22 protein-coding genes and 1 pseudogene are annotated in these 24,346 nt (G+C 45.0%); 9 read left to right on the forward strand and 14 right to left on the reverse strand.

The window, feature by feature from the left end; genetic code table 11:
* On the forward strand, positions 1–1,502 hold a 1,502-nt coding region (locus A3763_RS17350; protein ID WP_068760258.1), incomplete at its 5' end, for a 3'-5' exonuclease.
* A gap of 102 nt (positions 1,503–1,604) precedes the next feature.
* Positions 1,605–2,573 (forward strand): hypothetical protein, encoded by a 969-nt coding sequence (locus A3763_RS17355; protein WP_068512378.1) that lies wholly within the window; start codon positions 1,605–1,607, stop codon positions 2,571–2,573.
* A gap of 80 nt (positions 2,574–2,653) precedes the next feature.
* On the opposite strand, the gene pdxH is transcribed toward A3763_RS17355, so the two are convergent.
* The 8 genes from pdxH to A3763_RS17395 form a co-directional block, all read right to left on the reverse strand.
* Positions 2,654–3,292 (reverse strand): pyridoxamine 5'-phosphate oxidase, encoded by a 639-nt coding sequence (gene pdxH / locus A3763_RS17360; RefSeq protein ID WP_068515941.1) that lies wholly within the window; start codon positions 3,290–3,292, stop codon positions 2,654–2,656.
* 100 nt (positions 3,293–3,392) lie between these two features.
* Positions 3,393–3,851 carry a DoxX family protein gene (locus tag A3763_RS17365; RefSeq protein WP_068515943.1) on the reverse strand — a complete coding sequence of 153 codons (459 nt, stop codon included), beginning with the start codon at positions 3,849–3,851 and terminating at the stop codon, positions 3,393–3,395.
* Positions 3,852–3,882: 31 nt separating this feature from the next.
* Positions 3,883–4,680: a DUF2063 domain-containing protein gene (locus A3763_RS17370; RefSeq protein WP_068515946.1), complete on the reverse strand. Its 798-nt coding sequence runs from the start codon at positions 4,678–4,680 to the stop codon at positions 3,883–3,885.
* A complete protein-coding gene (locus A3763_RS17375) occupies positions 4,680–5,588 on the reverse strand; it encodes a DUF692 domain-containing protein (protein WP_231872236.1) in 909 nt (302 codons plus the stop codon). The genes A3763_RS17370 and A3763_RS17375 overlap by 1 nt, the downstream gene beginning before the upstream one ends.
* Positions 5,589–5,621: 33 nt before the next feature.
* Positions 5,622–5,879: a DUF2282 domain-containing protein gene (locus A3763_RS17380; RefSeq protein WP_068515949.1), complete on the reverse strand. Its 258-nt coding sequence runs from the start codon at positions 5,877–5,879 to the stop codon at positions 5,622–5,624.
* 210 nt (positions 5,880–6,089) lie between these two features.
* The gene (locus A3763_RS17385) at positions 6,090–6,689 is read right to left on the reverse strand and encodes a TetR/AcrR family transcriptional regulator (protein WP_068515953.1); all 600 of its coding nucleotides are present in this window, start codon (positions 6,687–6,689) and stop codon (positions 6,090–6,092) included.
* 28 nt (positions 6,690–6,717) lie between these two features.
* On the reverse strand, positions 6,718–8,181 hold the full coding sequence (gene thiI / locus A3763_RS17390) for a tRNA uracil 4-sulfurtransferase ThiI (protein ID WP_068515956.1): 1,464 nt from the start codon (positions 8,179–8,181) through the stop codon (positions 6,718–6,720).
* 250 nt (positions 8,182–8,431) lie between these two features.
* On the reverse strand, positions 8,432–8,749 hold the full coding sequence (locus tag A3763_RS17395; protein ID WP_197470243.1) for a cytochrome c: 318 nt from the start codon (positions 8,747–8,749) through the stop codon (positions 8,432–8,434).
* A 502-nt stretch (positions 8,750–9,251) separates the two neighbouring features.
* Between A3763_RS17395 and A3763_RS17400 the strand changes: the two genes are divergently transcribed.
* The 3 genes from A3763_RS17400 (at position 9,252) to A3763_RS17410 (ending at position 13,034) form a co-directional block, all read left to right on the forward strand.
* Positions 9,252–9,692 carry a methylglyoxal synthase gene (locus A3763_RS17400; RefSeq protein WP_068515959.1) on the forward strand — a complete coding sequence of 147 codons (441 nt, stop codon included), beginning with the start codon at positions 9,252–9,254 and terminating at the stop codon, positions 9,690–9,692.
* A 191-nt stretch (positions 9,693–9,883) separates the two neighbouring features.
* A complete protein-coding gene (locus A3763_RS17405) occupies positions 9,884–10,909 on the forward strand; it encodes a putative solute-binding protein (RefSeq protein ID WP_068515961.1) in 1,026 nt (341 codons plus the stop codon).
* 85 nt (positions 10,910–10,994) lie between these two features.
* Positions 10,995–13,034 carry a TRAP transporter large permease subunit gene (locus A3763_RS17410; protein ID WP_068515966.1) on the forward strand — a complete coding sequence of 680 codons (2,040 nt, stop codon included), beginning with the start codon at positions 10,995–10,997 and terminating at the stop codon, positions 13,032–13,034.
* Between the two features lie 9 nt (positions 13,035–13,043).
* Here the strand turns inward: A3763_RS17410 and A3763_RS17415 are convergent, their stop codons facing one another.
* The 5 genes from A3763_RS17415 to A3763_RS17435 are packed head-to-tail and all read right to left on the reverse strand — an operon-like array spanning position 13,044 to position 16,854.
* A complete protein-coding gene (locus A3763_RS17415; protein ID WP_068515970.1) occupies positions 13,044–13,457 on the reverse strand; it encodes a copper chaperone PCu(A)C in 414 nt (137 codons plus the stop codon).
* Positions 13,458–13,497: 40 nt separating this feature from the next.
* Positions 13,498–14,520: a ferrochelatase gene (hemH, locus tag A3763_RS17420; RefSeq protein WP_068515972.1), complete on the reverse strand. Its 1,023-nt coding sequence runs from the start codon at positions 14,518–14,520 to the stop codon at positions 13,498–13,500.
* 18 nt (positions 14,521–14,538) lie between these two features.
* The gene (locus tag A3763_RS17425; RefSeq protein WP_082865018.1) at positions 14,539–15,312 is read right to left on the reverse strand and encodes an ElyC/SanA/YdcF family protein; all 774 of its coding nucleotides are present in this window, start codon (positions 15,310–15,312) and stop codon (positions 14,539–14,541) included.
* On the reverse strand, positions 15,312–16,139 hold the full coding sequence (locus A3763_RS17430; RefSeq protein WP_068509595.1) for a DUF2914 domain-containing protein: 828 nt from the start codon (positions 16,137–16,139) through the stop codon (positions 15,312–15,314). The genes A3763_RS17425 and A3763_RS17430 overlap by 1 nt, the downstream gene beginning before the upstream one ends.
* A 10-nt stretch (positions 16,140–16,149) precedes the next feature.
* Positions 16,150–16,854, reverse strand: a complete 705-nt coding sequence (locus A3763_RS17435) for an ankyrin repeat domain-containing protein (protein ID WP_068515975.1) — start codon at positions 16,852–16,854, stop codon at positions 16,150–16,152.
* A gap of 168 nt (positions 16,855–17,022) precedes the next feature.
* Here A3763_RS17435 and A3763_RS17440 point away from each other — a divergent pair, with 168 nt between their 5' ends.
* Positions 17,023–19,263: an ATP-dependent helicase gene (locus A3763_RS17440; RefSeq protein ID WP_068514409.1), complete on the forward strand. Its 2,241-nt coding sequence runs from the start codon at positions 17,023–17,025 to the stop codon at positions 19,261–19,263.
* A 12-nt stretch (positions 19,264–19,275) separates the two neighbouring features.
* On the opposite strand, the gene A3763_RS17445 is transcribed toward A3763_RS17440, so the two are convergent.
* Positions 19,276–19,674, reverse strand: a complete 399-nt coding sequence (locus A3763_RS17445) for an acyl-CoA thioesterase (protein ID WP_068514412.1) — start codon at positions 19,672–19,674, stop codon at positions 19,276–19,278.
* 360 nt (positions 19,675–20,034) lie between these two features.
* On the opposite strand from A3763_RS17445, the gene A3763_RS17450 reads away from it, so the two are divergent.
* From A3763_RS17450 to A3763_RS17460, 3 genes and pseudogenes are all read left to right on the forward strand, one after another.
* On the forward strand, positions 20,035–21,003 hold the full coding sequence (locus A3763_RS17450; RefSeq protein WP_068514415.1) for a PstS family phosphate ABC transporter substrate-binding protein: 969 nt from the start codon (positions 20,035–20,037) through the stop codon (positions 21,001–21,003).
* Between the two features lie 156 nt (positions 21,004–21,159).
* Complete coding sequence (locus tag A3763_RS17455; protein ID WP_068514474.1) at positions 21,160–23,442, forward strand: ABC transporter permease subunit; 2,283 nt, start codon at positions 21,160–21,162, stop codon at positions 23,440–23,442.
* 11 nt (positions 23,443–23,453) lie between these two features.
* Positions 23,454–24,346, forward strand: a pseudogene (locus A3763_RS17460) (phosphate ABC transporter, permease protein PstA); the annotation flags it as partial.

A 24,346-nucleotide genomic window follows, 5' to 3' on the forward strand; every position in this document is an offset into this window, starting at 1 on the left:
ACGAATTTCAAGATACTAACACCATTCAATATGCCTGGCTTCGCGTACTCGCAGGCAACCGAATCCCCATTATGGTAGTGGGCGATGATGACCAATCTATATACGGCTGGCGTGGCGCGAAGATAGAGAACATTCAACAGTTCCAAAACGACTTTGCCCAGCCTTTAGTTATTAAGCTGGAACAAAACTATCGATCGACCTGCACTATCCTGAACGCGGCCAATGCTTTGATCTCAAACAATAGCGGACGTTTAGGAAAAGAGCTATGGACTGATGGCAGTGAAGGTGAACCGATAGACCTTTATGCCGCGTTCAACGAACAAGACGAAGGCAACTATATTGCTGACCGCATCAATGCTTGGGTGAACCAAGGCCAGCTACGTTCACAATGCGCTATTCTCTACCGCTCCAATGCACAGTCGCGTGTCATTGAAGAATTTTTAATTCGCCAGGCTGTCCCTTATCGAATTTATGGCGGCCTACGCTTCTACGATCGTCAAGAGATTCGTAATGCCCTCGCCTACTTACGTTTGGTTTATTATCGACACGATGATGCCGCCTTCGAACGAGTGGTAAACGTACCAACTCGTGGTGTTGGCAATAAGACCCTTAGCGATATTCGTGAACACGCTCGAGATCAGGGAGTGTCTCTCTGGCAGGCCTGCGTCGAACGTTTGCAGCTAGGCCTGATTAAAGGCAAGGCCAATGGCTCTCTGAATGCCTTTATCGATATGATAGATGAACTTAGTGCAGAACAAGACGAGCTAAACTTATTCCAACTCACCGAAAGAGCTATCGGGCAATCGCAGCTTAAAGAGTTTCATGCGAAAGAAAAGGGTGAAAAAGGCCAGGCCCGCATTGAAAACCTCAATGAGCTTTTATCGGCAACCAAAGATTTCGAAGCTGAAGATGACGAGCTAAGCCCATTAGCTAGCTTTATTGCCCAGGCAGCCTTGGATGCAGGCGAGCAACAAGCCGAAGAACATCAGGACTGCGTGCAACTAATGACGCTTCACTCTGCAAAAGGCCTGGAGTTCCCTTTCGTGATTCTGGCAGGGATGGAAGAAGGTCTATTCCCGCACCAGATGTCAATGGAAGAGCCTGGAAGGTTAGAAGAAGAACGCCGACTCTGTTATGTCGGAGTCACTCGCGCAATGGAGAAGCTAGTGCTCACCTATGCCGAGTCACGACGCCTGTATGGCCAAGAGAAGTTCAACCCCATGTCTCGTTTTGTACGAGAGATACCACCAGGGCTAATACAAGAAGTTCGCATAAAAAATAGTGTTTCTACACCGGTCTCCTTCAGCCAATCTTCAAGCAGCGATATGCAAGTTGGCGATTCGCAATTCCAACTAGGTCAAGTTGTTCGGCATGGCAAGTTTGGTGAAGGCACTGTACTCAATTATGAAGGCCAAGGTGCCCATGCACGTATTCAAGTTAACTTCCCAGAAGCTGGCAGTAAGTGGCTAGTTCTATCTTATGCAAAGCTTGAAGCCGTCTAGCCTTTTTTGGTGGTGACTGGAACTTGTGCATAGTAAGCAAAACGCTATTTATCAGCTACTATTAAAGAGTTTCCAGTATTATTTAATAGGACCTTTGATCACATGGCGTCGCCAGAAGAGTTACAACTAGAACAAAAATCTCGTGCACTTCAACTAAAAGAAGATGCACTAAACCGCCAAGCGACCCAGCAGCAGAAAACTGAAGAACGCATTAAAGCGCACCAAGATAGCGTTGCCAAAAAAGAGCGCGCTAACCAGTTAAAAACTCAAGACCTAATAAAACGCGAACGTAAACTTAAAGAAGACAATACACTTCTCCAACATGAGAGAGAAGCATTTAACACGGCACAGCAGGCAGCTGAGTCTCGCCGCCAACCCGCGATGATTATTCTGCCGATTATGCTTATCGCTTGTATTATTGGCGGCTATTTTGCCTACGAGCAACTTGCCAAGAAGCAGCTTCACTACAACCAAATAGCCTCCGCCTCAAAGAATATTGATAAACTCGCAAATATTCTCAGTTTGACTCAGGATGAGGTGCTTACCCAAACCACTGCCTTAGCCAGTAAAAAAACTGAACTGGATAAAACCAAAGGTATGCTGTTGGAGCTAAAACAAAGCACCGACCAACTTCGAAGAGAAATACAGCTACTTAAAGGCGACCAGGAAACTAGCGCCTCGGAGAAAGCATCCCTAGTGGAGTCAGCTGATAACCTTGCACAACAACTCAGTGAACTCAAAAACCAGTTAGAAGATAAATACTTAACCATCGATATTATCGAGGCACTGGTTGATTATCAGGAAGATCACCTTGAAAACGTAAAAGGCGAACTCGCAACAAAACAAGAACTCTTAGCCAAGCATGAAGATTCGCTGAGTGAACAACAAACTCAAAGAATGAAGCTCGAGCAAGCACTGAATGAAAAAGACAGCCAACTCAAAGAAAAGAGCCAGAGCTTACAAACGGCCCAAGAGGAACTTGATCAGGCTCAGCGTCAGTTAACTGAAGCCCAACAAAAATTGAATGCTTTTACCGAAGCCATTAAAGCACCTGAAGCACCTCAAAAATAAAGATTCTATCTCTAAAAAAGGGTCTGCCTTATCTGTAGGCAGACCCTTCCACGGCTCGCTGGCTGGTTAGCACCCTCGGCCTACGGCGCTAGCCTTTCGATCGACCAACTATCATCATGCAAACGCGTATATTGGAAACGATCATGAAGTCGATTTTCACGTCCTTGCCAAAATTCGATTCGAGCCGGCACTATGCGATAGCCGCCCCATGACGAAGGTAAAGGAATCGAACCGGATTTAAATTTCTCTGCCGCTTCACGATACTTTTGTTCTAGAAAAGAACGAGACTCGATCACTTCGCTCTGATCACTACACCAAGCACCAATCTGACTGCCACGCGGCCTGGTTGCAAAATATTTCAAGGAAGCGGCACTGGATATCTTTTCACAACGTCCTTCCACCTTCACCTGACGGTTCAGTGGTAACCAGGGGAACAACATCGCTACTTGAGGGTAGGCTTTAATCTGCTGAGACTTTCGGCTGTTGTAGTTAGTGAAGAAAACAAAGCCGTTTTCATCAAATAACTTCAGTAATACCGTTCGAATGGAGGGGCCTACTTCAAGGTCTGTTGTCGCCAGACTGAAGGCATTTGCATCTTGTATGTCTGCATCATTTGCCTGTTGAAACCAGTGTTCAAACTGCTTGAACGGGTCATCAAGTAATTCATCACGGTCCAGGCCCTGGCTCATATATTCGCGACGATAGTCACCGATATCCATACTCTCTTCCTAGCTTGTTGAATCAGATTTAGCTCCAATATTGAGGCTAATATCTTGATAATACAAGCTAAGTAAAAGCGAGAGAAGAGAAATCTTGTTTCTATGCCAAATTCGCGAAAAAGCGCTTTTGGATCCAAGCATCAAGTGACGCTTTACCAGGCCCATACATCACCAAAACCAAGAGCATCGCGCCCCAGAAATAGTGGTCATTAACACCACCTGGGCTAATATCCGGGTAAGAGATAACGGCAACGATATTTAAGACAAATAGAGCCCCGGCACTAAAACGTCCGGCTAAACCAATCACCAACAATACCGGGAAGACTAGCTCAGCAAAGGTAGACAAATAGGCGGCGACATCAAAGGGAATCAAAGGCACATCGTATTCATATTCAAACAGCATCAATGTGCTATCCATACTCTTTACCTTCGATAAGCCAGCTAGAAAAAATACTTTCGCCAAGTACAAACGAAAGACAATAATCATAATAATCTGGCTTTTATCCACCCAGCGAGTGGCATTTAAATACAGCGACGCAACAGTAGAGACTTGACTCATATTTAATCCTAATGTGGTAATTTGGAACGATTTATTCGGCTAATGTGAAGCCGACAAACCAAACTCGTTGAACAGCCAAAGCAAGTGTTTGGTTAATTTCTTCTAGTGGATACTTGGACTGCAGTTCTTGCAGAATAGTTCCCAAGTTTTTCTTTTTATTTATCGAAGAGAGTAGTTCGAATTCCAAGTCGGATAGCTGATCGACACGTAGCTGGTAATGCGCCGCTCGCCATACCAACAAGTGCCGTGAACCGGAATCTAAATTCAAGGGTTGATCTTCATTCCCTTCTGCTTTGTCTCGATCTTCCAGGCACTTATCACGGATCTCTTTAATCGGATAGTTGCAGGAAAGTAAGTGGGCACTGGCTGGAAGCAAAAAAGTTATCTTGTCATATCGATCTTCATCAATTTCAGATAAGCGAATAGCGTCAAGGGGCTGCTCATCTTTGGCGTGAAAAGCCAAATGCCAATACCACTCAAGCTGTGCCAAATCTTTAGCGTAAGGGAGCGATTTAAGTGCCTCAAAGTCTCCAACATATTCTGGAAACTCGGCACCATAGTGGTCCAGACTCGCTGACGCGGGAGGGTGTGCTTTAACATAACGCAGTGCTAATGCCTGAAAAAACTGCTCACCAACACATTGCAAAAAGGCAGGATAAATATCTGCTAATGCAGAACATAAGTTGCCGTAAACACTGCCGCGATAAATCGCTAAACACTGCTCAGGATCAAGCTTCTCACCCGCTTGAATAAATGCCCCTGGCTTGATATCCGTCTCTAGATTATAGATGCCTGAAATAAAGGCTTGATGAATGTTCGCAAGCTTCATTACCTGGATACCTGCTCTGCAGAAGCAAGACTGGAATACTTTGAGCACTGAGCCATCATGCGGGCTGCGTTGCTCTGCTCTTCCTGCAGAACGGAAAAATCCGGAATATCAGTATCCCATTCAATCAAAGTAGGAATAGGGCCAAATCGCTCCAACGCTGTTTGGTAAAGTTGCCAAACCGGTCCGTGCACCCTTGCGCCATGCGTATCGAGCAAGTGCGTGCCCTGATCTTCGAAGCCCGCCAAGTGCATTTCTTTTATGCGTTTTACAGGCAAAGCCCGAATGTATTCTTGCGGATCAAATTTGTGGTTCATTGCGCTGACATAGATATTATTCACATCACATAAAATATCGCAGTCAGCCTGCTCGGCGACCTCGGACAAAAACTGCACTTCTGCCATCGCATCAACTGTAAAACTTAAATAGCTCGAAACATTTTCGACCAATATACGACGTCCCAGATAATTCTGAACTTGGTCAATTCGTGAGACGATATGCTTAATTGCCTCCATGGTATAAGGCATGGGAAATAGTTCATTACCATGTACGCCATCAAAAGAAGCCCAACACAAGTGATCAGACACCAGCGTTGGTTGAAAGCGTTCTATAAGTGACTTTAAGCGTTTGAGGTAGGATTGATCTAAGGGATCAGTTGAGCCTAAAGACATGCCGACACCATGAAAGGTAACCGGGTATAAATCCCGAACCTGCTCCAGGTAATCAAGAGGCTGACCACCGTCGCTCATATAATTGTCGCTTAGTGCTTCAAACCAGGGGATATCAGGGCGTGAATTCAGAATCGTTTGATAGTGTGCAGAACGTAAACCTATACCTGCACCCTGAAGCGCTTGTGGCTCAGGAGAAGCAGGATGATCGGTTGGCATTCCCTGCGATAAGATATGATTCATCAGTTAATGCCACCGATAGAAGTGCTAAGTAACTTACTTCACTTTACCATTTACAATTTTTGAACAAGTGCCTTCTGGAACATATACCCATTCCTCAGGGTCACCGTCTTTAGCAGCTTGGCCAGCACAACTATGCTTTGAGGTACCACAGTCATTCATACCGGCTTTAGCAATACCCTGACATTTTTCAAAACCAGGCTTGCCTGCTAGTGCGTCAGTTGACGCAGCCATAACACCCATTGCGACCATGCTTGCGATTGCTGATTTGCTTAAGATTTTTGCGTTATTCATTGTTTTAACCCTGTGTAATTCATCTAAAAAGTAACGGTTAACTAAAGTAGTTGCTCATTATTAATTCCCGAATTTTGTGATCGGGATATTGTTAAAGACCCAGGCCAATCTAAAAAGTTCAGAAATTAGCAAATTTATTTTAGTTGAAGTGGAATTTTGTTCTAGTTATTAGACATTAAATGGAGGTAATTTATCTTTTATATCAGACAATTACTTTGAAGCCATTCGCTCAATTCCACCTATAAATAAATTCCCTAGAAACTCAGCCTTCTCTTTAGCTGAGTACTCATCATCACTGACAGAAAAAATGTCAATGCTCGAAGCGATCATTGCAGACGTCATCATCGATACAGGGAACTTAGGCGCCATTCCCACCTCAACAGCAAGCTGCATATCACGAGACAAGTCGTCAATAATCTCGGTAAGCTCTTCTTTTTCTGATAGCACCTGCTTAAACACTGGGGCATTTTTTGAAATCATCAGCTGCATTTTGGGGTACTGAGAGATCAGTTTACTGTAAGCGAGAAAAGCACCTTTGATAAAGCCTTCCAAAGTTGTTGCACTTTGACGCGCCTGGCTCAAAGTCGTGCGCACTTTCATTAAAAAGCCAGTGAGCAGCTCAGAAAAGATCGTGTCTTTATCACCGCAGTGATTATAAAAAGTACCTACAGACAGGCCACTTTCGCTGACAATATCATTGATAGTTGCTCGCTCATAACCAACCGTCGAAAACACTTCAAGCCCAGCCTCTAGAATGGCCTTGCGGTTATTTATTTTTTTTTGTTCTCTCCGCCCCAGTTTCAGGCTCATAATATTGTCTCTTCATTCATATTGCTTATTAAGGAGCATACACCCCTATTTTTTCGTAGCCCATGCCTTTTAAGTGACTGGCATGCAGCTGACTCATCGTACCTTTTTCACAGTAAAGCAGATACTGCTGATCAGCTTCAAGTTGATCCAATTTGGACATCAGTTCATAAAACGCAATGTTCTTGATTTCATTATTCGTCAAAACAAGCGGACTTTTTTCAACTTCGTCCGGGTGGCGGATATCGATAATCACATCATCAACCTCAGGCACATTCACCAAATCAACTTCAGCGATGGTTTGGATTCTTGACATCACTTCATCGATTTTAGTGCTCACCCGCTGTTCTACTGCGCGCTCGAGTACTTCAAAGTCAAAGTTATCTTCTTCTTCCAGAATTCGTTCCATCTTGGCACGAGTTGTTGGGCGATCGGAGATCACACCACAATATTCCGGCATATTCTTGGCAAATTCTTCTGTACCGATTTTTGCTGACAAAGAGATAATATCTTGTTTATCCATGGTAATAAGCGGGCGTAATACCAAGGTATCGGTGACTTTATTAATCACACTCATGTTTGCCAAGGTCTGACTGGATACCTGCGCAACGCTATCCCCCATAACCAGGGCCTCGATGCCCATCTGATCCGCAACCTTTTCTGCTGCCCGCAACATCATACGTTTGAGGATAACGCCCATTTGCGAGTGATGTACATTCTTTAGTATCTCAGCAACCACCTCTTCAAAAGGCACAGCAACAAATTTCACGCGATGTGAAACGCCGTATTTCTCCCATAAATATAAAGCGACCTGTTTAACACCAATCTCATGCGCGGCTCCGCCCAGATTGAAAAAGCAGAAATGCGTCTTCAAGCCTCTTTTCATGGTTAAGTAGCTGGCAACTGTCGAATCAAAACCACCAGACATGAGTGACAACACGTCGTCCTGTGCACCTATCGGATAACCGCCCAGGCCTTCATAGCGTTGTTCGATTATATAAAGATCCGAGTCCCGGACTTCCAGCATGACCGTCACTTCAGGATTATGTAGATCTACACCCGCAGTCTCTCCTGCTCGCAGTAAACCGCCCCCTACATAACGTTCTAACTCATGGGAGGTAAAAGAGTGCTGACCGGCACGCTTAATACGCACAACAAAGCGCTTGCCTTTAAGCTCCTCGCCCAGAGCACGATGAGTATGCTCTACAATTTCGTCAAAGTTGTCATCGATATTATCAATCTGATAGCGCTGCACTCGAAGAATATTTGCAATACCCGGAATACGCTGAAGGGTAGCCGCTAGGTTCTCAGCTTTTTCTTGAGAATCGTCATTCAGGTTAACTTCGATCTTATCCCAAAAACCCTGAACCTTGACGTCTTCAAACTCTTTCTTTAACACAGCACTGATATTTTGCCGAAGCTGTTTTACCAAGCGCTGCCTGACTGGCTTGCTCTTAATGGTAATTTCTGGAAACAGTTTGACGACAAATTTCATATAAATCTCACAACAAATCAGGTTTAAGGCATTCTAAAAACGAGACTTATTCTAACCTGATTTTGTTCAATCACTAAGCAAAAATGCACACAGAGGAGTAGATGAGAACAATCTATGAATATAAAGCAGAAAAATGCTAGCTATGAAGGAGGGGAAAGAACTTGTAGGCACCTTAGGAACTACCCTACCCGATGAGTATGGTTTCCCAGCTACCTACAAGTTAACTAAATGGCCTGAGGAACAAACAAGACTATTTTAAAGAAGCGTAGTAAGCCGCTAAATTATCAATATCAGCGTCACTCAATGCAGCTGCCTGGCCCTGCATGATTGCCGCCATACCACCGTTACGCTGCTTGGTTTTATAAGCTTTCAGTGAGCTCACCAAATAAGCTTCGTTTTGTCCTGCCAAATTAGGGTAAGTTGGAATAGCTGCAATACCGGCAGCACCATGACAGGCTGCACATACTGCTGATTTAGCTTTACCCGCAGCAGCATCACCTGCTACAACACTTCCACTTACTGCAAGTGAACCCGCTACCAAAACCGATGTAACTAGCTTTCTCATCATTATTTCTCTCTCTATTTTTACCAAGGTTTTACCTTAATCCGACAATCCATCGTATTATCAGCGTAATGCACATAGCTTAGCTCAAGGGACAATATTTGTCATGAGACTTCAGCGGCACAACAGCATCTTATTACATAGCACGAAGCTATCTCTACCCGGTTTCCGGCTTACTTGACCTGAGTCAACTGGTATTGCTATCAAGTACGTTATATTGAACCTATAGCGTCAAGTATTAGTCTTGATCGCTCGTTTTAATCAAGTGTGGTAACTTGTTATGCCTCGGTTTTCCGGGGCTTTTTTTTGCCTAAGCATTCACCATCCTGGGCCAATACAGCCAAATAATGTCACAAATTTGCAATAGCTTTTAAGTAATTTATATACAAAGCAAAATCTTAGCTAGACTTATATTTTAAGACGGCCCTGAAAACCTACGTTGGCTTCCAGGGCCTCTCTATCACTTTCCAAGAATGATAATAATGAGTGAGACAACTCGGGACACAGAATGAATCCAATTGAAAATATCGCTTTAATCGCTCACGATAATCGTAAAAGCGACCTTGTTGCTTGGCTAAACCAGCATATCGAAGCTTTAAGTAGCTGCCAGTTCACTACGACAGGAACAAGCGGTAAGCTCATCGAAGAAAAAACAGGCCTAAGCGTGAACCGTGTTCAAAGCGGCCCTTTAGGTGGTGACCAGCAAATAGGCGCACTAATTGCTGACGGCAAAATTGATTTGCTGATCTTTTTTTGGGATCCACTCGAACCCATGTCTCATGACCCGGATATTAAAGCGCTACTCCGACTGGCAACGCTTTGGAATATTCCCGTCGCGTGTAACAAGAGCACCGCTGACTTTATCGTCCATTCTCCACTAATGAATAATTATCAGCGCGAAACACCCGATTTCAGTGATTATCAAAATCGACCAATAGTCACGAAATAATACTTTTGAGACTTCCTACCTTTCCGTAGAGGGCCTATTTCGGTTAGGATTCTTATCTCTAAAGATGCACGCCTAAATTATATAGGGCCCTGTATAACCTGCAGGTCCTTGTTCCAAGGGAACTATTAATCATTTTCTTAGGCTGCTCTACCTGACACACTCCAGATAGATAAGAGAAAGCAGTGAATAATATGATCTCCTCAAGCAAGCGCCGTCTGCCGATGACTTTGATAGTACTCAGCCTTTTAGCAATTTCTAACAGCTCTTTCGCTAGCCAGCTATCTCCACTTACTATGTGTGTATTTGACTTCGTGGGTCATGACGGCCCGGTACACAAGCGTATGAAGGAATTCAAAATCGATGCAACACGCTGGGGCGTAGACCTTTCTTTCAAAGTTTATACAGATGACCGTGTTGCCTCTGAAGAGTTCAAGAACGGTGTTTGTGATATGTTGAACCTGCCAGGTATTCGCGCACGAGAATATAATGACTTTACTGGTTCTATCAATGCTGTCGGCGCGATCCCCACATACAAACACTTAGGTATGATCATTAAAACCTTGAGTAGCCCAAAAGCTGGAAAGCTTATGCGCAAGGGCGAATACGAAGTTATCGGCATATCGCCAATCGGTGCCATTTTTCTATTCGTAAAAGACAGAGATATTAGCGTACCTTCAGATTTGGCTGGCAAGAAAGTAACAGTGCTCGACAATGCACCTGAAACAGGCTACCTGGCTGAGAAGATCGGCTTAACCCCCGTGTCCTCAAGTATTATGAATGCTTTGCAGAAGTTTAATAACCATGCTGTAGATATTACGGGTGCGCCTGGTCTGGCTTATGAGCCTATGGAAATGTATAAAGGCCTTGAACCAAATGGTGGCATCATTAACTGGCCCAGTCTCCAGGTGACTATGCAGCTAATCGTTCGCTGGAAAAAGATTCCTGATGGCTTTGCCCAGAAGACTCGCACATTACTGGCAAATAAATACCTTAGTGATATCAAATCAATTGAGCAGAGCGAGCAAACTATCCCCGAGAAATATTGGATCAATATTTCAGATCAAGCTAAGGATGAGTGGAATGAACTATTTCGTGAAAGCCGTTTAGCCTTGCGGGACAGAAATGTATACAACGCAAAAGCGTTAACCTTGTTCAGAAAAGTTCGCTGTAAAGTCGACCCCAACTTGGCTGAGTGTACTTCTAAAGATAAGGAATAATTTCATTTGGGGTGACGGTCTCCGTTCGGAAATGCATTAGCTGCCACCCCAGTTTCATAATCGTAAAATAACAAAAACGATTCTTATGGACGTAGCAAGCCGCTGGCTCAAGCGCTGTCTATCGCTGACTGTTCTGATACTTTTACTCGGCACGGTAACAGCAGGTACCAGCGAAAACATTAATGCACAAATGCTCAAACTAGGAATTTATCTGTGGGATGACTACTTCATTCTACGTGGAGAAGAGCCTAAGCCTGAATGCAACCCAAAGCCTGATATAGAGCTGCAACTGGATGAACTTGAGCGCGAATTCAATGCCGAGAACCAGGACTTTGAGCTGCTCGCTGACGAGTTTAACCGCGATGCTGCACGTAGCTCTCTACTAAAGCAAGTTAAGGTCTGCCAAAGTAAACACCAAGCGGCACAAACCTACCTGGCGCAAACAGACATTTGGGTTAGAGCCTTCGCGAGCATCGAAGCTTCCTTCGCTCAAATCAGCTTATTTTCAATTAACCAGCAAAAATCCATGCTGATCATCCTGCTACTCCTATGTGCCACCTACGCAACCTGGCGCAATGAGCATATTGCCTTCAGAGGCATTCGAAACAAGCATGAACACTACTTTTCTTATGCTGCGCAAACACTCGCGGCACTGAGCTTGTTTTATTCCAGCTATCGATTTTATAAGGACGCAGAAGACGCTGGAGCAAGCCTTAGTTCACCCGAACTCCTTGCTACGCTTATTGTCGGTAGCGCCGTGCTAAGTCTAGTGAGTTTCATCAAGCTTTTTAAAACCCGGCACCTAAGTAAACAAAACACTTCTCCCTTTAGAATGGTGCTTACAGTTCCCATTCAAACCTGGATGCTTCTGGCAGCTGCGTATCATTTTTTTGTCAACGAAGAGCATGCTCCTGGCATCAGCATGTACTTTACTCAGATATTCCAACTGACTAATCTACATCTGACGATCGCTCTCTATATATGGGTCGGAATGCTGCTTAAAGAGACCTTGCTTGGCGCGAAGCTTTTTGATGTCTTTAAACCCTGGAACTTTCCCCCTGAAATACTGGCCTGCATCGCCATCGCATTAATGGCTGTACCAACTGCTTATACAGGGGCCTCAGGTATTATCATTATTGCCATGGGTGCTGTGGTTTATCAGGAGTTGAGGCGTGTTGGTACTCGGCGTCAGCTTGCACTGGCGGTCACCGCAATGACCGGAAGCTCAGGCGTTGTATTAAGGCCCTGCCTGTTGGTAATCGGTATTGCCATTCTCAACAAAGAAGTCTTGAGTGATGATTTGTTTTATTGGGGAAGCCGGGTTTTCATGCTAACGCTTGCAGTGTTTTTTATGTTTGCCATGCTGACTCGACGTGGGCCTTTAAGCATCGCACCTTTTAGCGAAGCATTTCAGCCTTCTATTACAAAGTTTCGAGCACTGCTTCCTTATATCATCATTATTGCGCTCAGCATGTTGATTTACGCCGTATTGTTGAATGCCTATCTTGATGAATTTTCAGCCCCGATTATCCTCCCCGTTATTATGTTCGCCTTTATTATTTATGAACGTAAGTTCAGCCGGGACTTTGAGCAGCAAAATAAGACCTTGAATGTTAGCCCCAATATCGTATCGGCGTTTAACAATGCTATTGGCAATTCTTCGGTGCAAATTGGCGCGCTACTGATGCTAATGGCTTGCTCTTTTACGATTGGCGGCATTCTAGAACGGAGCGGTAGTGGTTTATCCATACCCGAAGGCTTTGAGTCAGTTTATCTAACCATGCTGGTTTTAGTCTTGTTTCTGGTTTTTGTGGGCATGGTGATGGACCCTTTTGGTGCTCTGATTTTGGTCTCAGGGCTTGTCGCACCGCTAGCTTATGAGCATGGAATTAACCCTATACATTTTTGGATGACCTGCCTGGTAGCGTTTGAGTTGGGTTACCTGAGCCCACCGGTCTCTTTGAACCATTTGTTAACACGGCAAGTGGTTGGTAGTCAGGAGGTTGATTTGGCACTAAGTGAAGGCGATAGTTTTTACTATCGCCATGAGCGTATCTTGTTACCGCTAATGGTGATGTCGACCACCTTATTATTAGTCGCCTTTACGCCGTTTATGTTTTACTAAACAGGCTATTTATTGCTTAACTTCAGCGTTAACAATTAGCTCACCTGATTTGGCAAACTGTAAGTGCAGCTGGAAAGTATCACCTTCCTTCAAGCTTGCCTTTAAGCCCATTAGCATCAGATGGTAACCACCTGGTGCAAGCTTTAAAGGCTGTCCCTTCAACAGCGCAATCTCTTCAACATGATCCATAGACATCACCCCATTAGACATTGAGGAAAGGTGTAACTCAACCATGGATGCCTGAGGGCTTGAAGCTGAAACCAGCGTATCGTCGATGGAACTGGTTAGGGTCATATACGCTGCAGTGGTTTTAACCATCGGCGGCAATAAGCGCACCCACTCACCTTCAACGCTTATTTCTGCACGGGCATGACCGGCAATCAATAATACCGCCATCACCGCAATTTTAAAAAAGTTCATCATCAACTCCTATTACCTTAGCTCGCTTGCAAAGACCTGCACATTACAACCAACCTTGCACGTTTTCATTTATTAAACTTGCCAGCACCTTGATATGCGCCTCACTGGCATTTAAGGCCGGAATATATTCATAGCGTTCGCCACCACCTTCAAGAAAATAGTCCCTGTTTTCTACGCCAATTTCTTCGATAGTTTCCAAACAATCTGCAGAAAAACCCGGACAAATTACCTGCACAAAGCGTGTCCCCTGCTTCGCGAGGGATTTTAGCGTTTCATCAGTATACGGCTGCAGCCACTCTGCAGCGCCAAAGCGTGATTGGAAAACGGTCATATACTGATCACCATTTAATTCAAGCGCCTCAGCAATCAACTGACTGGTTTCATTACACTGGGTATAGTAAGGGTCGCCTTTATCATGACTAAATTTAGGCAAACCATGATAAGACAAAAGCAGCTTTTCGGCTTGTCCGTGCAGTTTCCAATGTTCACGAATACTCTCGACAATCGCGTCAATATAGGGTGGGTAATTATGGTAGCTAGCCACGAAACGCAAGCTTGGTATCTGGCGGCGGGAAACATAATCTTTAGCGACTGCATCAAATGTTGAGCCACCTGTGGCACTGGCATACTGGGGATATAAAGGAAGCACTAAAAGCTTATCGCATTGTTGTGACGCCAGTTGGTCAAGTCGGCTGGCAATAGAAGGCTCACCATACCGCATGGCATAATCGAACAATATGGATGGCTTCTCTGCGCCTGAATTAACAGCCTGTCGCAAGGCTGTAAGCTGATCTTCAGTATGATATTTAAGCGGAGAACCGCGCTCAGCCCATACCGTCTGATAGGCATGAGCCGACTTCTTGGGCCGCACTCTAAGAATGATACCATGCAGGATAAACATCCAAATTAGCCGTGGAATTTCGACAACGCGGGGATCAGATAAAAATTCTGACAAATAGTGCCTCAAAGCCTTCGCTGTTGGCGCCTCTGGCGTACCTAAGTTAGTGATTAATACACCAACTTTCCCTTCGCTAGAAGGATAAACTTTTCCCGCTTTTAAACCCATAAATCAATTTTCCAAACGTTATGCTATTAAGCGCGCCCATAAATAGCCTAAGTACTCATGCCACGCTGCATCGGTTTTTGCCAGGTTTCGTGACTTTGGTATCCAGCTTCGCCAGCCTAAGCAATTCACTTCACATGACCTGAAATTTGTTGGCGAAGCAAGCAATGACTTAGTCTCGCCTTGCTGCAAAGTGATTTCTTTCTTAAACAAATAGACAGAACGGGGCATATGCATTGCTGACGTCACTAACGCAAATTTGGCACCGTTTATAAATTTAACCCAATGCCTGGCCTCTTCTGCCGTATCCTTTACCTCTTCAGCCAAATAAATATCGCTCTCGGGTACTCCAAGGGCTATCGCCACTCGTGATGCCGCTTTAGCATGAGATTCAATATCATCCCCATGATAGCCAGAAAGTAATAACTTTGACCCGGGATTTGCTCTGTAAATCATCAAGCCTTCAGTCAACCGACTTAATGAGGTTCCGCTCAATAGACTGCTTAAAGGTCGCTCATTCGCTGTTGAATGCCCGCCACCTAACACTAAAACAAAATCTACGGGCTGGCCTTGGTAGGCGGGATACTGTGACTCAAGAGGCCTGATCAAAGCATCCGTCACCGGTGAAAGGCTCAAAATAAATAAAGCAGTAATACTGAATAAACTGAGTATTCTGCCTAGCTTTACATAACGCTTTCGATAGAAAAAACCTGCTAACAGTAAACCGATCAAGATAAGCGGTACCGACATTAACGACATACCTAGCAGCTTTTTTAGGCCGAACAAGATATCCATCAGTTTGCGCTAACAACCTCAAAGTCTGCAAGAATATAAAGTTCACCTGAAGCGTCCAACACTTTCACCTGCCAAGCACCCAGCATATGTTTATCAATAAACTTACTTGAGTAGGACTTCTGTTTAGCAACATTTACCGGGATCCTCACCTTTGCCTGCCTTACCCCCTCACGATACCAGTGATGATAGAGTGTAGCGCCTCGCAAGCCATGCATCTCAGTATGCAGGATGACTTTGATCAGCCCGGATTCAGGCATTACGACACGATGCTGCAAGGGTTCTCCTGGAACATCATTCTTAATACTTAGGCTCAGCACAGCTTCTTTTATGGCGCTATTTATAATCAGGACAGAAGCTGGGCTCGCCTCGGAAATTTTGACTGCAGGCTGAGCGTTAACGCTTTCATCGCTGTCTGTCTCAAGAGGCTTAGCTTCAGGTGCCGGGGCTTTAATTTCTTTAGGCTCTTCAACAACTTTGGGTGTACTCACAAGCTGCGCTAGTTCCTCTGGCTTTAACTCTCCCAAAGGTGGCACCGTTACTTCGGGCTTTGGTGAAGCCTGCTTTACAGAGTCAGGATCGTCTGTTTTTTCTATGACCGCTATCTTCGGCTCCTTGATACTGCTATCTAGTGGTGTCTCAGCCTCATCAAAATCAAGTGCATCATCCTTGTTGGCAGTGGATAAACTGATAAGCAACACCAGCACGACTAACACAAGCAAGCCAAACCCTACGATGCGGTCCCAGCGAACAAAACTCTCTTCATAATGGCTATAGTCTTCACGCTGCTCGGGCAAAGGTCCGAGTGCTATCTTTCTTTTTGAGCTCATTTGTTTTTCTCTATGGCCGTGCGCCTGCCTGAACAAGCATTAAATCAATATCAAAGAAGCCCTTTCGTCGAGCAATTTTCAGAGCAGTATCACCGTCATCATCCTGATAATTCAGGTCCGCTCCAACAGCTATTAGCTGCTGGGAAATCAACATATTGTTATCTTCTACAACATGCATAAGCACCGAACGCCCCAAAGGGTATGCGTCAACTTGAGCACCGGCATTAATGAGTATTTTTAGCGTCGTTAGGTGGCCCTTTATCGCTGCTTTTGCTAAAGCTGTATAACCCTCTTTATCTCGATGATCCAATGATACACCTCTTACAATAAGCATTTTCACGATCTGATCAAAGCCCTGATCTGCCGCTTCAATCAACGCACTAGAGTCGCCCAATGAAAACCCTTCCTGCCACTGACTCCCTGCCGTCAACAAGATACGACTTATCGACGCATGTCCATTACTGAGAGCCAAGGAAAATGCCGTTCCTTCGGGTGCCATAGCATTCAATTTACCACCTTGAGAAAATGCCTTTTTTAAAGCACTGCTATCACCCCGTTCGGCAGCAAGCATCATTGGCGTTTTAGCAGGAACCTTTTGAGGACTGAGGTCCAGACGGCTTAGAATTGCTTCCGTTTGCTCATCATTTCCGGAAATAACACTACACGATGCTATCAACATCCCTGCAATGAATAGTATCATTAAGCGATAGTACATATAGTCAGTTCTTAGTTGTTGAGTTGAGAGAGAGTCTTAAGTTAACTCTACGCTACACCAAGGCGCCATTGTCATGTAATTTGAAGCCCCAGTAAAGCACTGCCTGGCAATCACTTTATTTGTATCAATTACCACCAAAATAAGTCACCGCTAACAAGTATTCACTGCATGCATCCAAGCCAAGATATCACCCTGACCCCCGAGCAAATTAAGGTTGTAGAATCACCCCTTGCTCATTATGTGGTCACTGCTGTCGCAGGCAGCGGTAAAACAACGACCCTAGCTCATCGGATAGTATATCTATTGAGCCAGGGCCATGATGCACGGCGAATTCTCATCCTAATGTTCAACAAAGCAGCAAAGACCGACTTTGCCGCCAAACTAAGACGGATCGGTAACCACCATAGCCGCCTTCCCGAGGTGCGAACCTTTCATGCGATGGGTTATCGGCTATACCAACGTTTTATTCAAGAAGGGCAACTGCGACCATTTAATAAACAAATCCTCAGTGATAAGGAGATCGACTTTCATATCTGGCGAATGCTAAATCAAATACTTGATTCCGAAGCCCTTAAAGATGCCAAACGTAATAAGAAAGATTACGTTGAAGCAGGCCACCAGTTTATCGAATCCGTTAAAAATGGCCTGCTGTCACCTCAACAAACCCTCTATGATCTTGATTTGAGCGATAAGTTCGGCTTTCTTCCTCAATTGTTTGATGTCTTCGAAAGCTGGCGAAAACACAACGCCAGAATCAGCTACACGGATATGCTTTACGATACCGTGATCGCTATTCAGCAAAATCCCTCTTTAGAAAAGCTTGTTAGCAACAAGATGGATATTGTGCTGGTCGATGAATACCAGGACACCAACGACCTTCAGCACGCACTGTTAAGCTATATCGCAGGGGACCGCGCCAAAGTGACCGTCGTTGGCGACCCTGATCAGACGATATACGAGTTCCGCGGCGCAAAACCCGAATACATCATTAACGGCTTTTCCCAACAGTTTCCAGGGACGCAGAAGCTCAATTTGAGCTACTCATTCCGCTATGGGCATTGCGTTTCTTTATTAGCGAACCACCTGATTTCCCACAACTCAGGGCGACAAGCACTGCTTTGCAAATCACATGAGTCAAACCCCTCTACCCGGGTAGAAGTACACAAGTCTAAAGATGACCCCAAGACAGTGATTGATATCCTCTCAGGCACCCCTTCTCAGGATTTGTCTCAGTATGCAATTCTCACGCGAGTTTGGAGTCAGACGGTGGGCATTGAGCTCGCGTTGTTAGAAGCCGGCATCAATTACCATATGGATGGCTACCCCGGTGTATTCCACTCCAATGAAGCGCAAAGTATTTGCGCACTGTTGGAGTTGGCATGTGGACACTTTAAAACCATGTCTACTGAGCAACGGGCTTTGAAACTGGACCTTCTGTTTCATTTTCCACATGTGGGTTTACCCGACACACAGATCAAGGCCTTTTGTCATACACTTGCTCAGCATGACAGCAATTGGGGACAATTGACCAAGGAAGCCATACCTGAAGATATTAAGCGTATACAAGCTATAAAATTAGAACGGCTGGCAAGAGCACTGAATGCGCTAGAGAACAAACCGCAGCCCTTAGCCGCGACCTTTGCAAGCTATTTTAATGAAACTGAATTATATGAAGGGATTCGTTCTCTTAGCCTGAGCCACGATCATGCAGAGGAAAAAGTCGCCTCAATTCAGGGAATTGCCCGCTTTCTAGCTCAACACAAGCTTAGCCTCGAAGATACGCTCAAGCTTTTTATTAAGCTACAACAAGACTCCGAGCAACATAACCATAAGACTAAAAAAACCGATACGGTCCAGCTATCGACCATTCATCGCGCAAAAGGCCTCGAGTGGAAACAAGTCATTATTCCCGGTCTCAACAACAAAACCCTGCCCTATACCTACAAAGATGAAATGCTAAGCAAAGCCTTGCTCGAAAGTGAAAGGCGTCTGTTATACGTCGCAATGACGCGTGCCAAAGAATGCTTACACCTCCTTATTCCTGAAGATGTTTCGAACAGCAAAGCTCAAATTTCACGTTTCCAGCATGAGCTTAATATCCCGCAAAGCACAGCGTTGGGAAGTGCTCTGGATAGTAAGCAAATAGAAGTCGCATTAGGCAAACCAAGTCGTATTACGAGGCAATATGCAGAAGAGTTACGGTGCACCTTGGTCGCTAGTGATATGGCTTCAGAAAATACTTCAACGAGCAGTGCAATATGGTTCGCAAATACGGTTAAGCATGTAGTACTTGGCTTAGGTTGGGTAAAAGAAGAGTCAGGAAATGCTTTTTCAGTCGAATTCGAAGATAAAGAGCTACGCACATTCAGTAAAGAAACAGCAGATCGCTTCTTTACTGTATTGGACTAGGCTTTCAAGCGCCTAATCGCTATTTGGTAGCGCCCTGATACCGCCCATTTCATCAATGGCCACATAGATAAAAACAGCTTCGGTAATCTTACGGGTTTGACTACCTCGTGTATCGGTTCCGAAAACCTCTACTCGAATTTTCATCGAACTACGCCCGGTATCCATTAGCTCGGTATAGCAACTTACTTGGTCACCGATAGAAACTGGCGATAAAAACTCTACTCTTTCAATCGCAACAGTCGCTGAGCGGCCTTTAGATATCTGGCTCGCTGCGGTCGCTGCGGCCAAATCCATCTGTTCCATTAACCAGCCAGCGTAAATGTCACCATGTACATTGGTATTACGAGGCATCGCAATGACTTGCAAAGTCAGACGACCCGAAGGCCCCAAACCCGATTCAGATGAATTCATTTGATCTCTTTCCTTTAATAAAGCGGCTTGCTTTCAGTATAGCCAAGATCGGAAAAGTGCCAGTGAAAATCATACACATGTGACCAAAACTTGAACTGGCCCCGAATATTTCATTTTTTGTCATAAAAATTGGTCAATGCCGAAGCGACTTTCTTAGATTTAGCTATCTAAGCAATACAACAACTCCCCGCTAAGCCCCGTAGATATGGGATCTAACAGTTTTTTTACATTCTTATGACACTTATGTGACAAACAAGACGGAGCTGTCACATAACTGTAACATTGCATCTTTATAGTGGCCTCATCAAGAAAGTAAGCAAACAAATTTTTCGGCAATTAAGCCACTTAGGAGCACTCAAGATGATAAAGAAAATAGTTAGTATCTTAGCCCTCAGTACATTAGGTGCTGTGAGCACTGCACACGCAGATGTTGATCCAAACCTTCCTAAATACGAGAAAGCCAGTGGCGTTTCAGGCAACCTTTCAAGTGTTGGTTCTGATACCTTGGCAAACCTGATGACACTTTGGGCCGAAGACTTTAAGCGTAACTACCCAAATGTAAACATTCAGATTCAAGCAGCGGGTTCTTCAACTGCGCCTCCAGCTTTGACTGAAGGTACCTCAAACATTGGCCCAATGAGCCGTATGATGAAAGACAAAGAGCGCGGCGCATTCGAAAAGCGTCACGGTTATGCGCCAACAGCCGTTCCAGTTGCAATCGATGCATTAGCAGTATTCGTAAACAAAGATAACCCAATCAAAGGTTTGACTATTCCTCAGATCGACGCGGTTTTTTCATCTACTCGTAAGTGTGGCTTCGACAAAGAAGTAAAAACTTGGGGTGACTTGGGTGTGACGGGTAACTTGGCTGGCCAAACTGTTCAGCTTTTCGGTCGTAACTCTGTATCAGGTACTTACGGTTACTTCAAAAAGAAAGCACTATGTAAAGGTGACTTCAAGAACAACGTAAATGAGCAGCCAGGTTCAGCATCAGTTGTTCAGGGCGTATCTGAGTCTATCAACGGTATCGGTTACTCAGGTATCGGTTACAAGACTGCATCTGTTCGCGCACTACCACTTAGCAAAAAAGCAAGCCAGCCATTTGTTGAAGCGACTTCAGCAAACGCGGTAACAGGCAAATATCCACTATCTCGCTTCCTATATGTTTACATCAATAAAGCGCCTAACAAAGACTTGTCTCCACTTGAAGCAGAGTTTGTTAAGTCAGTATTGTCTCAGCAAGGTCAGGAAGTTGTGGTAAAAGACGGTTACGTTCCACTACCTTCAAAAGTTGCTGAAAAGAGCTTGAAGGAACTTGGCCTACTGTAAATAACACAGGCTACTTCCGTCAGGGATGACGGTTACAAATTGTAATATAATAAAAAATCTTCTCACCATTCTATGATGAGGAGATTTTTACTTTATAATACGCGCACTTTTTACACGCTAAATCTTATTCGCAAAGATAATCTGGACATGACGACTATGAATAAAGCTGCTGTATCTGAGCCACCTAAGCTCGACTTTGATAGCCCTAAACTCGTACGCTACCGTAAGATTAGGAAGATCAAAGACCAGGTTGCAAGCACCTCTATTGGCATGGGAGGAGGCAGTGTCATCTTGGCGATCACGCTGATTTTCTTCTATCTGCTTTATGAAGTTATGCCATTGTTCGAGTCGGCTGAAATTGAGGCCGTCAGTGAATACCAAGTTCCAGCAGCAGACTCAGGCACAACGCTATACTACGCCATGGAAGAGCAAGCTGAAAAAGCCCTTCGTGTGACGGATCAGGGCAATATTATCTTCTTCAATACGCAAGACGGCAGCGTTGTCAGTAATCAGCGCCTACCCATCCCTGAAGGCGTTAGTGTCACAAGCGTCAGTGCTGCAGAGCCCGCCAGTCGCACTATTTTGGCAGGTTTGAGTAATGGCCAAATTATTATCGTTAAGCACAGCTACAAGATCACCTATCCAAACGATAAGCGCCTTATTACGCCTTATATCGAGTTTCCCTTTGGCGAAGAGCCAATGGATATGGACGAATCAGGGCACCCAATTACATTTGTCTCATTATCATTAACTGAAGACGCCATTTTGATCGTTGGCGCGAATGATCAAAGTGAACTGTTCTCAACTCGCTTCTCAAAAGAAGAAAACTTCATGACCGGTGAGGTAATGCTTGAAGCAGAGCCTGTTAGCATGCCGACATTGAATAGTGAACCAAAGTTCGTCATCGCTGAACCCGGTATGCGCTGGGTTTTTGTAGCATCGGAAAAAGACATCAACATCTTCGACCTGGCCGATAACGAACAGGCGACCATTAACGGCACCGTTCATTTGCCCGAGAACAGAGACATTATCGGCATGGAACTTTTACTTGGCGGTTCCTCTATATTGGTGACTGAGTCCGGCGGGATTGTTTCTCAATGGTTTATGGTTCGTGACGACAACAACCACTACTCATTACAGCGAATTCGTGACTTCTCAATTGATGAAGATTCTACGGCAGAAATCACATCAATCGCCATTGAACACCGCCGAAAAGGCTTTGCCTCGGTAGATGATAGCGGCACCATTTCTTTGTTCAACACGACTGCTCACAGCACAACATTAGAGAAGAAAGTAAGCGACGCCGCCATCACACATGCCAGCATCGCACCTCGCGCTAACTATGTATTAGTCGAAAATGAGCAAGGTCAGATTAGCTTCTGGCACATTGACAACGAACACCCTGAAATTTCTTTCTCAGCCCTATGGCAAGAAGTTTGGTACGAAGGGTACCAAGAGCCAGAGTACGTTTGGCAGTCTTCAGCCTCTAACAACGACTTTGAACCAAAGTACAGCCTGTCGCCACTTGCCTTTGGTACATTAAAAGCAGCATTTTACGCTATGCTAGTCGCGACGCCACTTGCTATCTGCGGCGCGCTATATACGGCTTACTTCATGGCACCCGCACTGCGTCGTAAAGTGAAGCCTTCGATAGAACTTATGGAAGCACTACCGACGGTTATCCTCGGTTTCTTGGCAGGTCTGTTTTTCGCGCCATTCATGGAAGATCACTTACCAGGCATCTTTGCTTGGCTCTTGATTACCCCGCTCTCTTTACTTGCGTTTGGCTTCATTTGGGTGAACTTACCCGACCGAATTAGACACGCCGTACCGGAAGGCTGGGACCCCGTGCTGTTAATTCCGGTTATCTTGTTAGCCTCGTGGTTCAGTATCGAAATTAGCCCGGTATTGGAAGTCGCCTTCTTTGGCGGCGATATGCGGTCTTGGTTGACCAATGAAATGGGCATCGATTTTGACCAGCGTAACGCCTTAGTCGTGGGCGCCGCGATGGGCTTTGCCGTCATTCCTACTATCTTCTCGATTACTGAAGATGCGATTTTCAGTGTACCGAAGCATTTGAGCTATGGCTCTCTGGCATTGGGTGCTACCCAGTGGCAAACCATGACTCGCGTCATTCTTCCTACGGCAAGCCCGGGTATCTTCTCTGCTGTAATGATCGGTATGGGTCGTGCAGTTGGTGAAACCATGATCGTATTGATGGCAACGGGTAACACGCCAATCATGGATGTGAATATTTTTGAAGGCATGAGAACCTTGTCTGCCAACATCGCAGTTGAAATGCCAGAATCCGAAGTCGGCAGTACACACTACCGTATCTTGTTCCTGGCAGCCTTTGTATTGTTCCTCTTTACCTTTGTTGTTAACACCTTTGCTGAATGGGTTCGTCAGAGCCTTCGTTCTAAGTACAGCGTAATTTAAGGATTAAAATCATGAGAGTACCTTTAAAGAAATGGTTTAAAGACGGCGATCCTTGGGTTTGGTTAAACGCTGGCGCGGTCGCAATCAGCTTGGTGATGGTCTTTAGCCTGTTAATCCTGATCGCTTCACGTGGTTTAGTGCACTTCTGGGCACATGATGTCGTCGAGGCTGATGTAGAAAACCGAAATGGCGGTACCTATAAAATCATGGGTGAGCTGGTCGAAACAGAAAGTGTTTCTGCTGTTCAGCTGAGAGAGGCTGGTTACAAGGTTCCTCAAGGCGTCGAGTTTATGGATCGTCACCTGCTTAAAATGGGTAACCGGGATGTAACGGGCAGTGACTTCCGCTGGGTATTGGATGCCTCCTTAAGTAATCGTCATTACCCTGAAGATATTATCGCAATGGAACGTCGCGAATGGGGTAACTTCTACGGCTACCTTAAAGATGTAAAAGAAAGCGGCCAGGTTGTCGCCTCTGGAAATGGCGCATGGGATGAACTGAGCAAGCGTATCGAACGTGCATTGAGCATTCATGATGAGATCTATACGATCGAAAAGGCCGAGATCGGCAGCATCAACAGCCAAATCGAGCGTTTACGCCTAAAAGAGCGCTCTTATGAGCTAAACAATGAGCTAACAGCTCAGCGTCAATTAGCGCTTAAAGAAGAACGCGCAGCGCTCGATAATCAATACAAAGGGCTGCAATCACGCCTGAGTGATTTATACACGCAAATCAATCGTGACAGTCTCGTCGCAACAACAGCGGATGGCCAAGAGCGAGAAATCGAGATAGCCCACGTTGTTCGCGCATTCCAGCCTAACAAAATGTCGCTGGCTGAGAAGATCTCCTTCTATATTGAGAAGCTAGTTGAGTTTGTTAGCGATGACCCGCGTGAAGCCAACAC

The organism is Oleiphilus sp. HI0128, from assembly GCF_001635365.1.

Coding starts and splice junctions, on each gene's coding strand:
- A3763_RS17355 (WP_068512378.1), top strand. CDS start 1,605: ATGGCGTCGCCAGAAGAGTTACAACTAGAACAAAAATCTCGTGCACTT.
- A3763_RS17445 (WP_068514412.1), bottom strand. CDS start 19,674: ATGAATTCATCTGAATCGGGTTTGGGGCCTTCGGGTCGTCTGACTTTG.
- pdxH (WP_068515941.1), bottom strand. CDS start 3,292: ATGGATATCGGTGACTATCGTCGCGAATATATGAGCCAGGGCCTGGAC.
- A3763_RS17365 (WP_068515943.1), bottom strand. CDS start 3,851: ATGAGTCAAGTCTCTACTGTTGCGTCGCTGTATTTAAATGCCACTCGC.
- A3763_RS17375 (WP_231872236.1), bottom strand. CDS start 5,588: ATGAATCATATCTTATCGCAGGGAATGCCAACCGATCATCCTGCTTCT.
- thiI (WP_068515956.1), bottom strand. CDS start 8,181: ATGAAATTTGTCGTCAAACTGTTTCCAGAAATTACCATTAAGAGCAAG.
- A3763_RS17395 (WP_197470243.1), bottom strand. CDS start 8,749: ATGATGAGAAAGCTAGTTACATCGGTTTTGGTAGCGGGTTCACTTGCA.
- A3763_RS17370 (WP_068515946.1), bottom strand. CDS start 4,680: ATGAAGCTTGCGAACATTCATCAAGCCTTTATTTCAGGCATCTATAAT.
- A3763_RS17430 (WP_068509595.1), bottom strand. CDS start 16,139: ATGAGCTCAAAAAGAAAGATAGCACTCGGACCTTTGCCCGAGCAGCGT.
- A3763_RS17400 (WP_068515959.1), top strand. CDS start 9,252: ATGAATCCAATTGAAAATATCGCTTTAATCGCTCACGATAATCGTAAA.
- A3763_RS17385 (WP_068515953.1), bottom strand. CDS start 6,689: ATGAGCCTGAAACTGGGGCGGAGAGAACAAAAAAAAATAAATAACCGC.
- A3763_RS17425 (WP_082865018.1), bottom strand. CDS start 15,312: ATGGATATCTTGTTCGGCCTAAAAAAGCTGCTAGGTATGTCGTTAATG.
- A3763_RS17435 (WP_068515975.1), bottom strand. CDS start 16,854: ATGTACTATCGCTTAATGATACTATTCATTGCAGGGATGTTGATAGCA.
- hemH (WP_068515972.1), bottom strand. CDS start 14,520: ATGGGTTTAAAAGCGGGAAAAGTTTATCCTTCTAGCGAAGGGAAAGTT.
- A3763_RS17455 (WP_068514474.1), top strand. CDS start 21,160: ATGAATAAAGCTGCTGTATCTGAGCCACCTAAGCTCGACTTTGATAGC.
- A3763_RS17440 (WP_068514409.1), top strand. CDS start 17,023: ATGCATCCAAGCCAAGATATCACCCTGACCCCCGAGCAAATTAAGGTT.
- A3763_RS17405 (WP_068515961.1), top strand. CDS start 9,884: ATGATCTCCTCAAGCAAGCGCCGTCTGCCGATGACTTTGATAGTACTC.
- A3763_RS17380 (WP_068515949.1), bottom strand. CDS start 5,879: ATGAATAACGCAAAAATCTTAAGCAAATCAGCAATCGCAAGCATGGTC.
- A3763_RS17410 (WP_068515966.1), top strand. CDS start 10,995: ATGGACGTAGCAAGCCGCTGGCTCAAGCGCTGTCTATCGCTGACTGTT.
- A3763_RS17450 (WP_068514415.1), top strand. CDS start 20,035: ATGATAAAGAAAATAGTTAGTATCTTAGCCCTCAGTACATTAGGTGCT.
- A3763_RS17415 (WP_068515970.1), bottom strand. CDS start 13,457: ATGATGAACTTTTTTAAAATTGCGGTGATGGCGGTATTATTGATTGCC.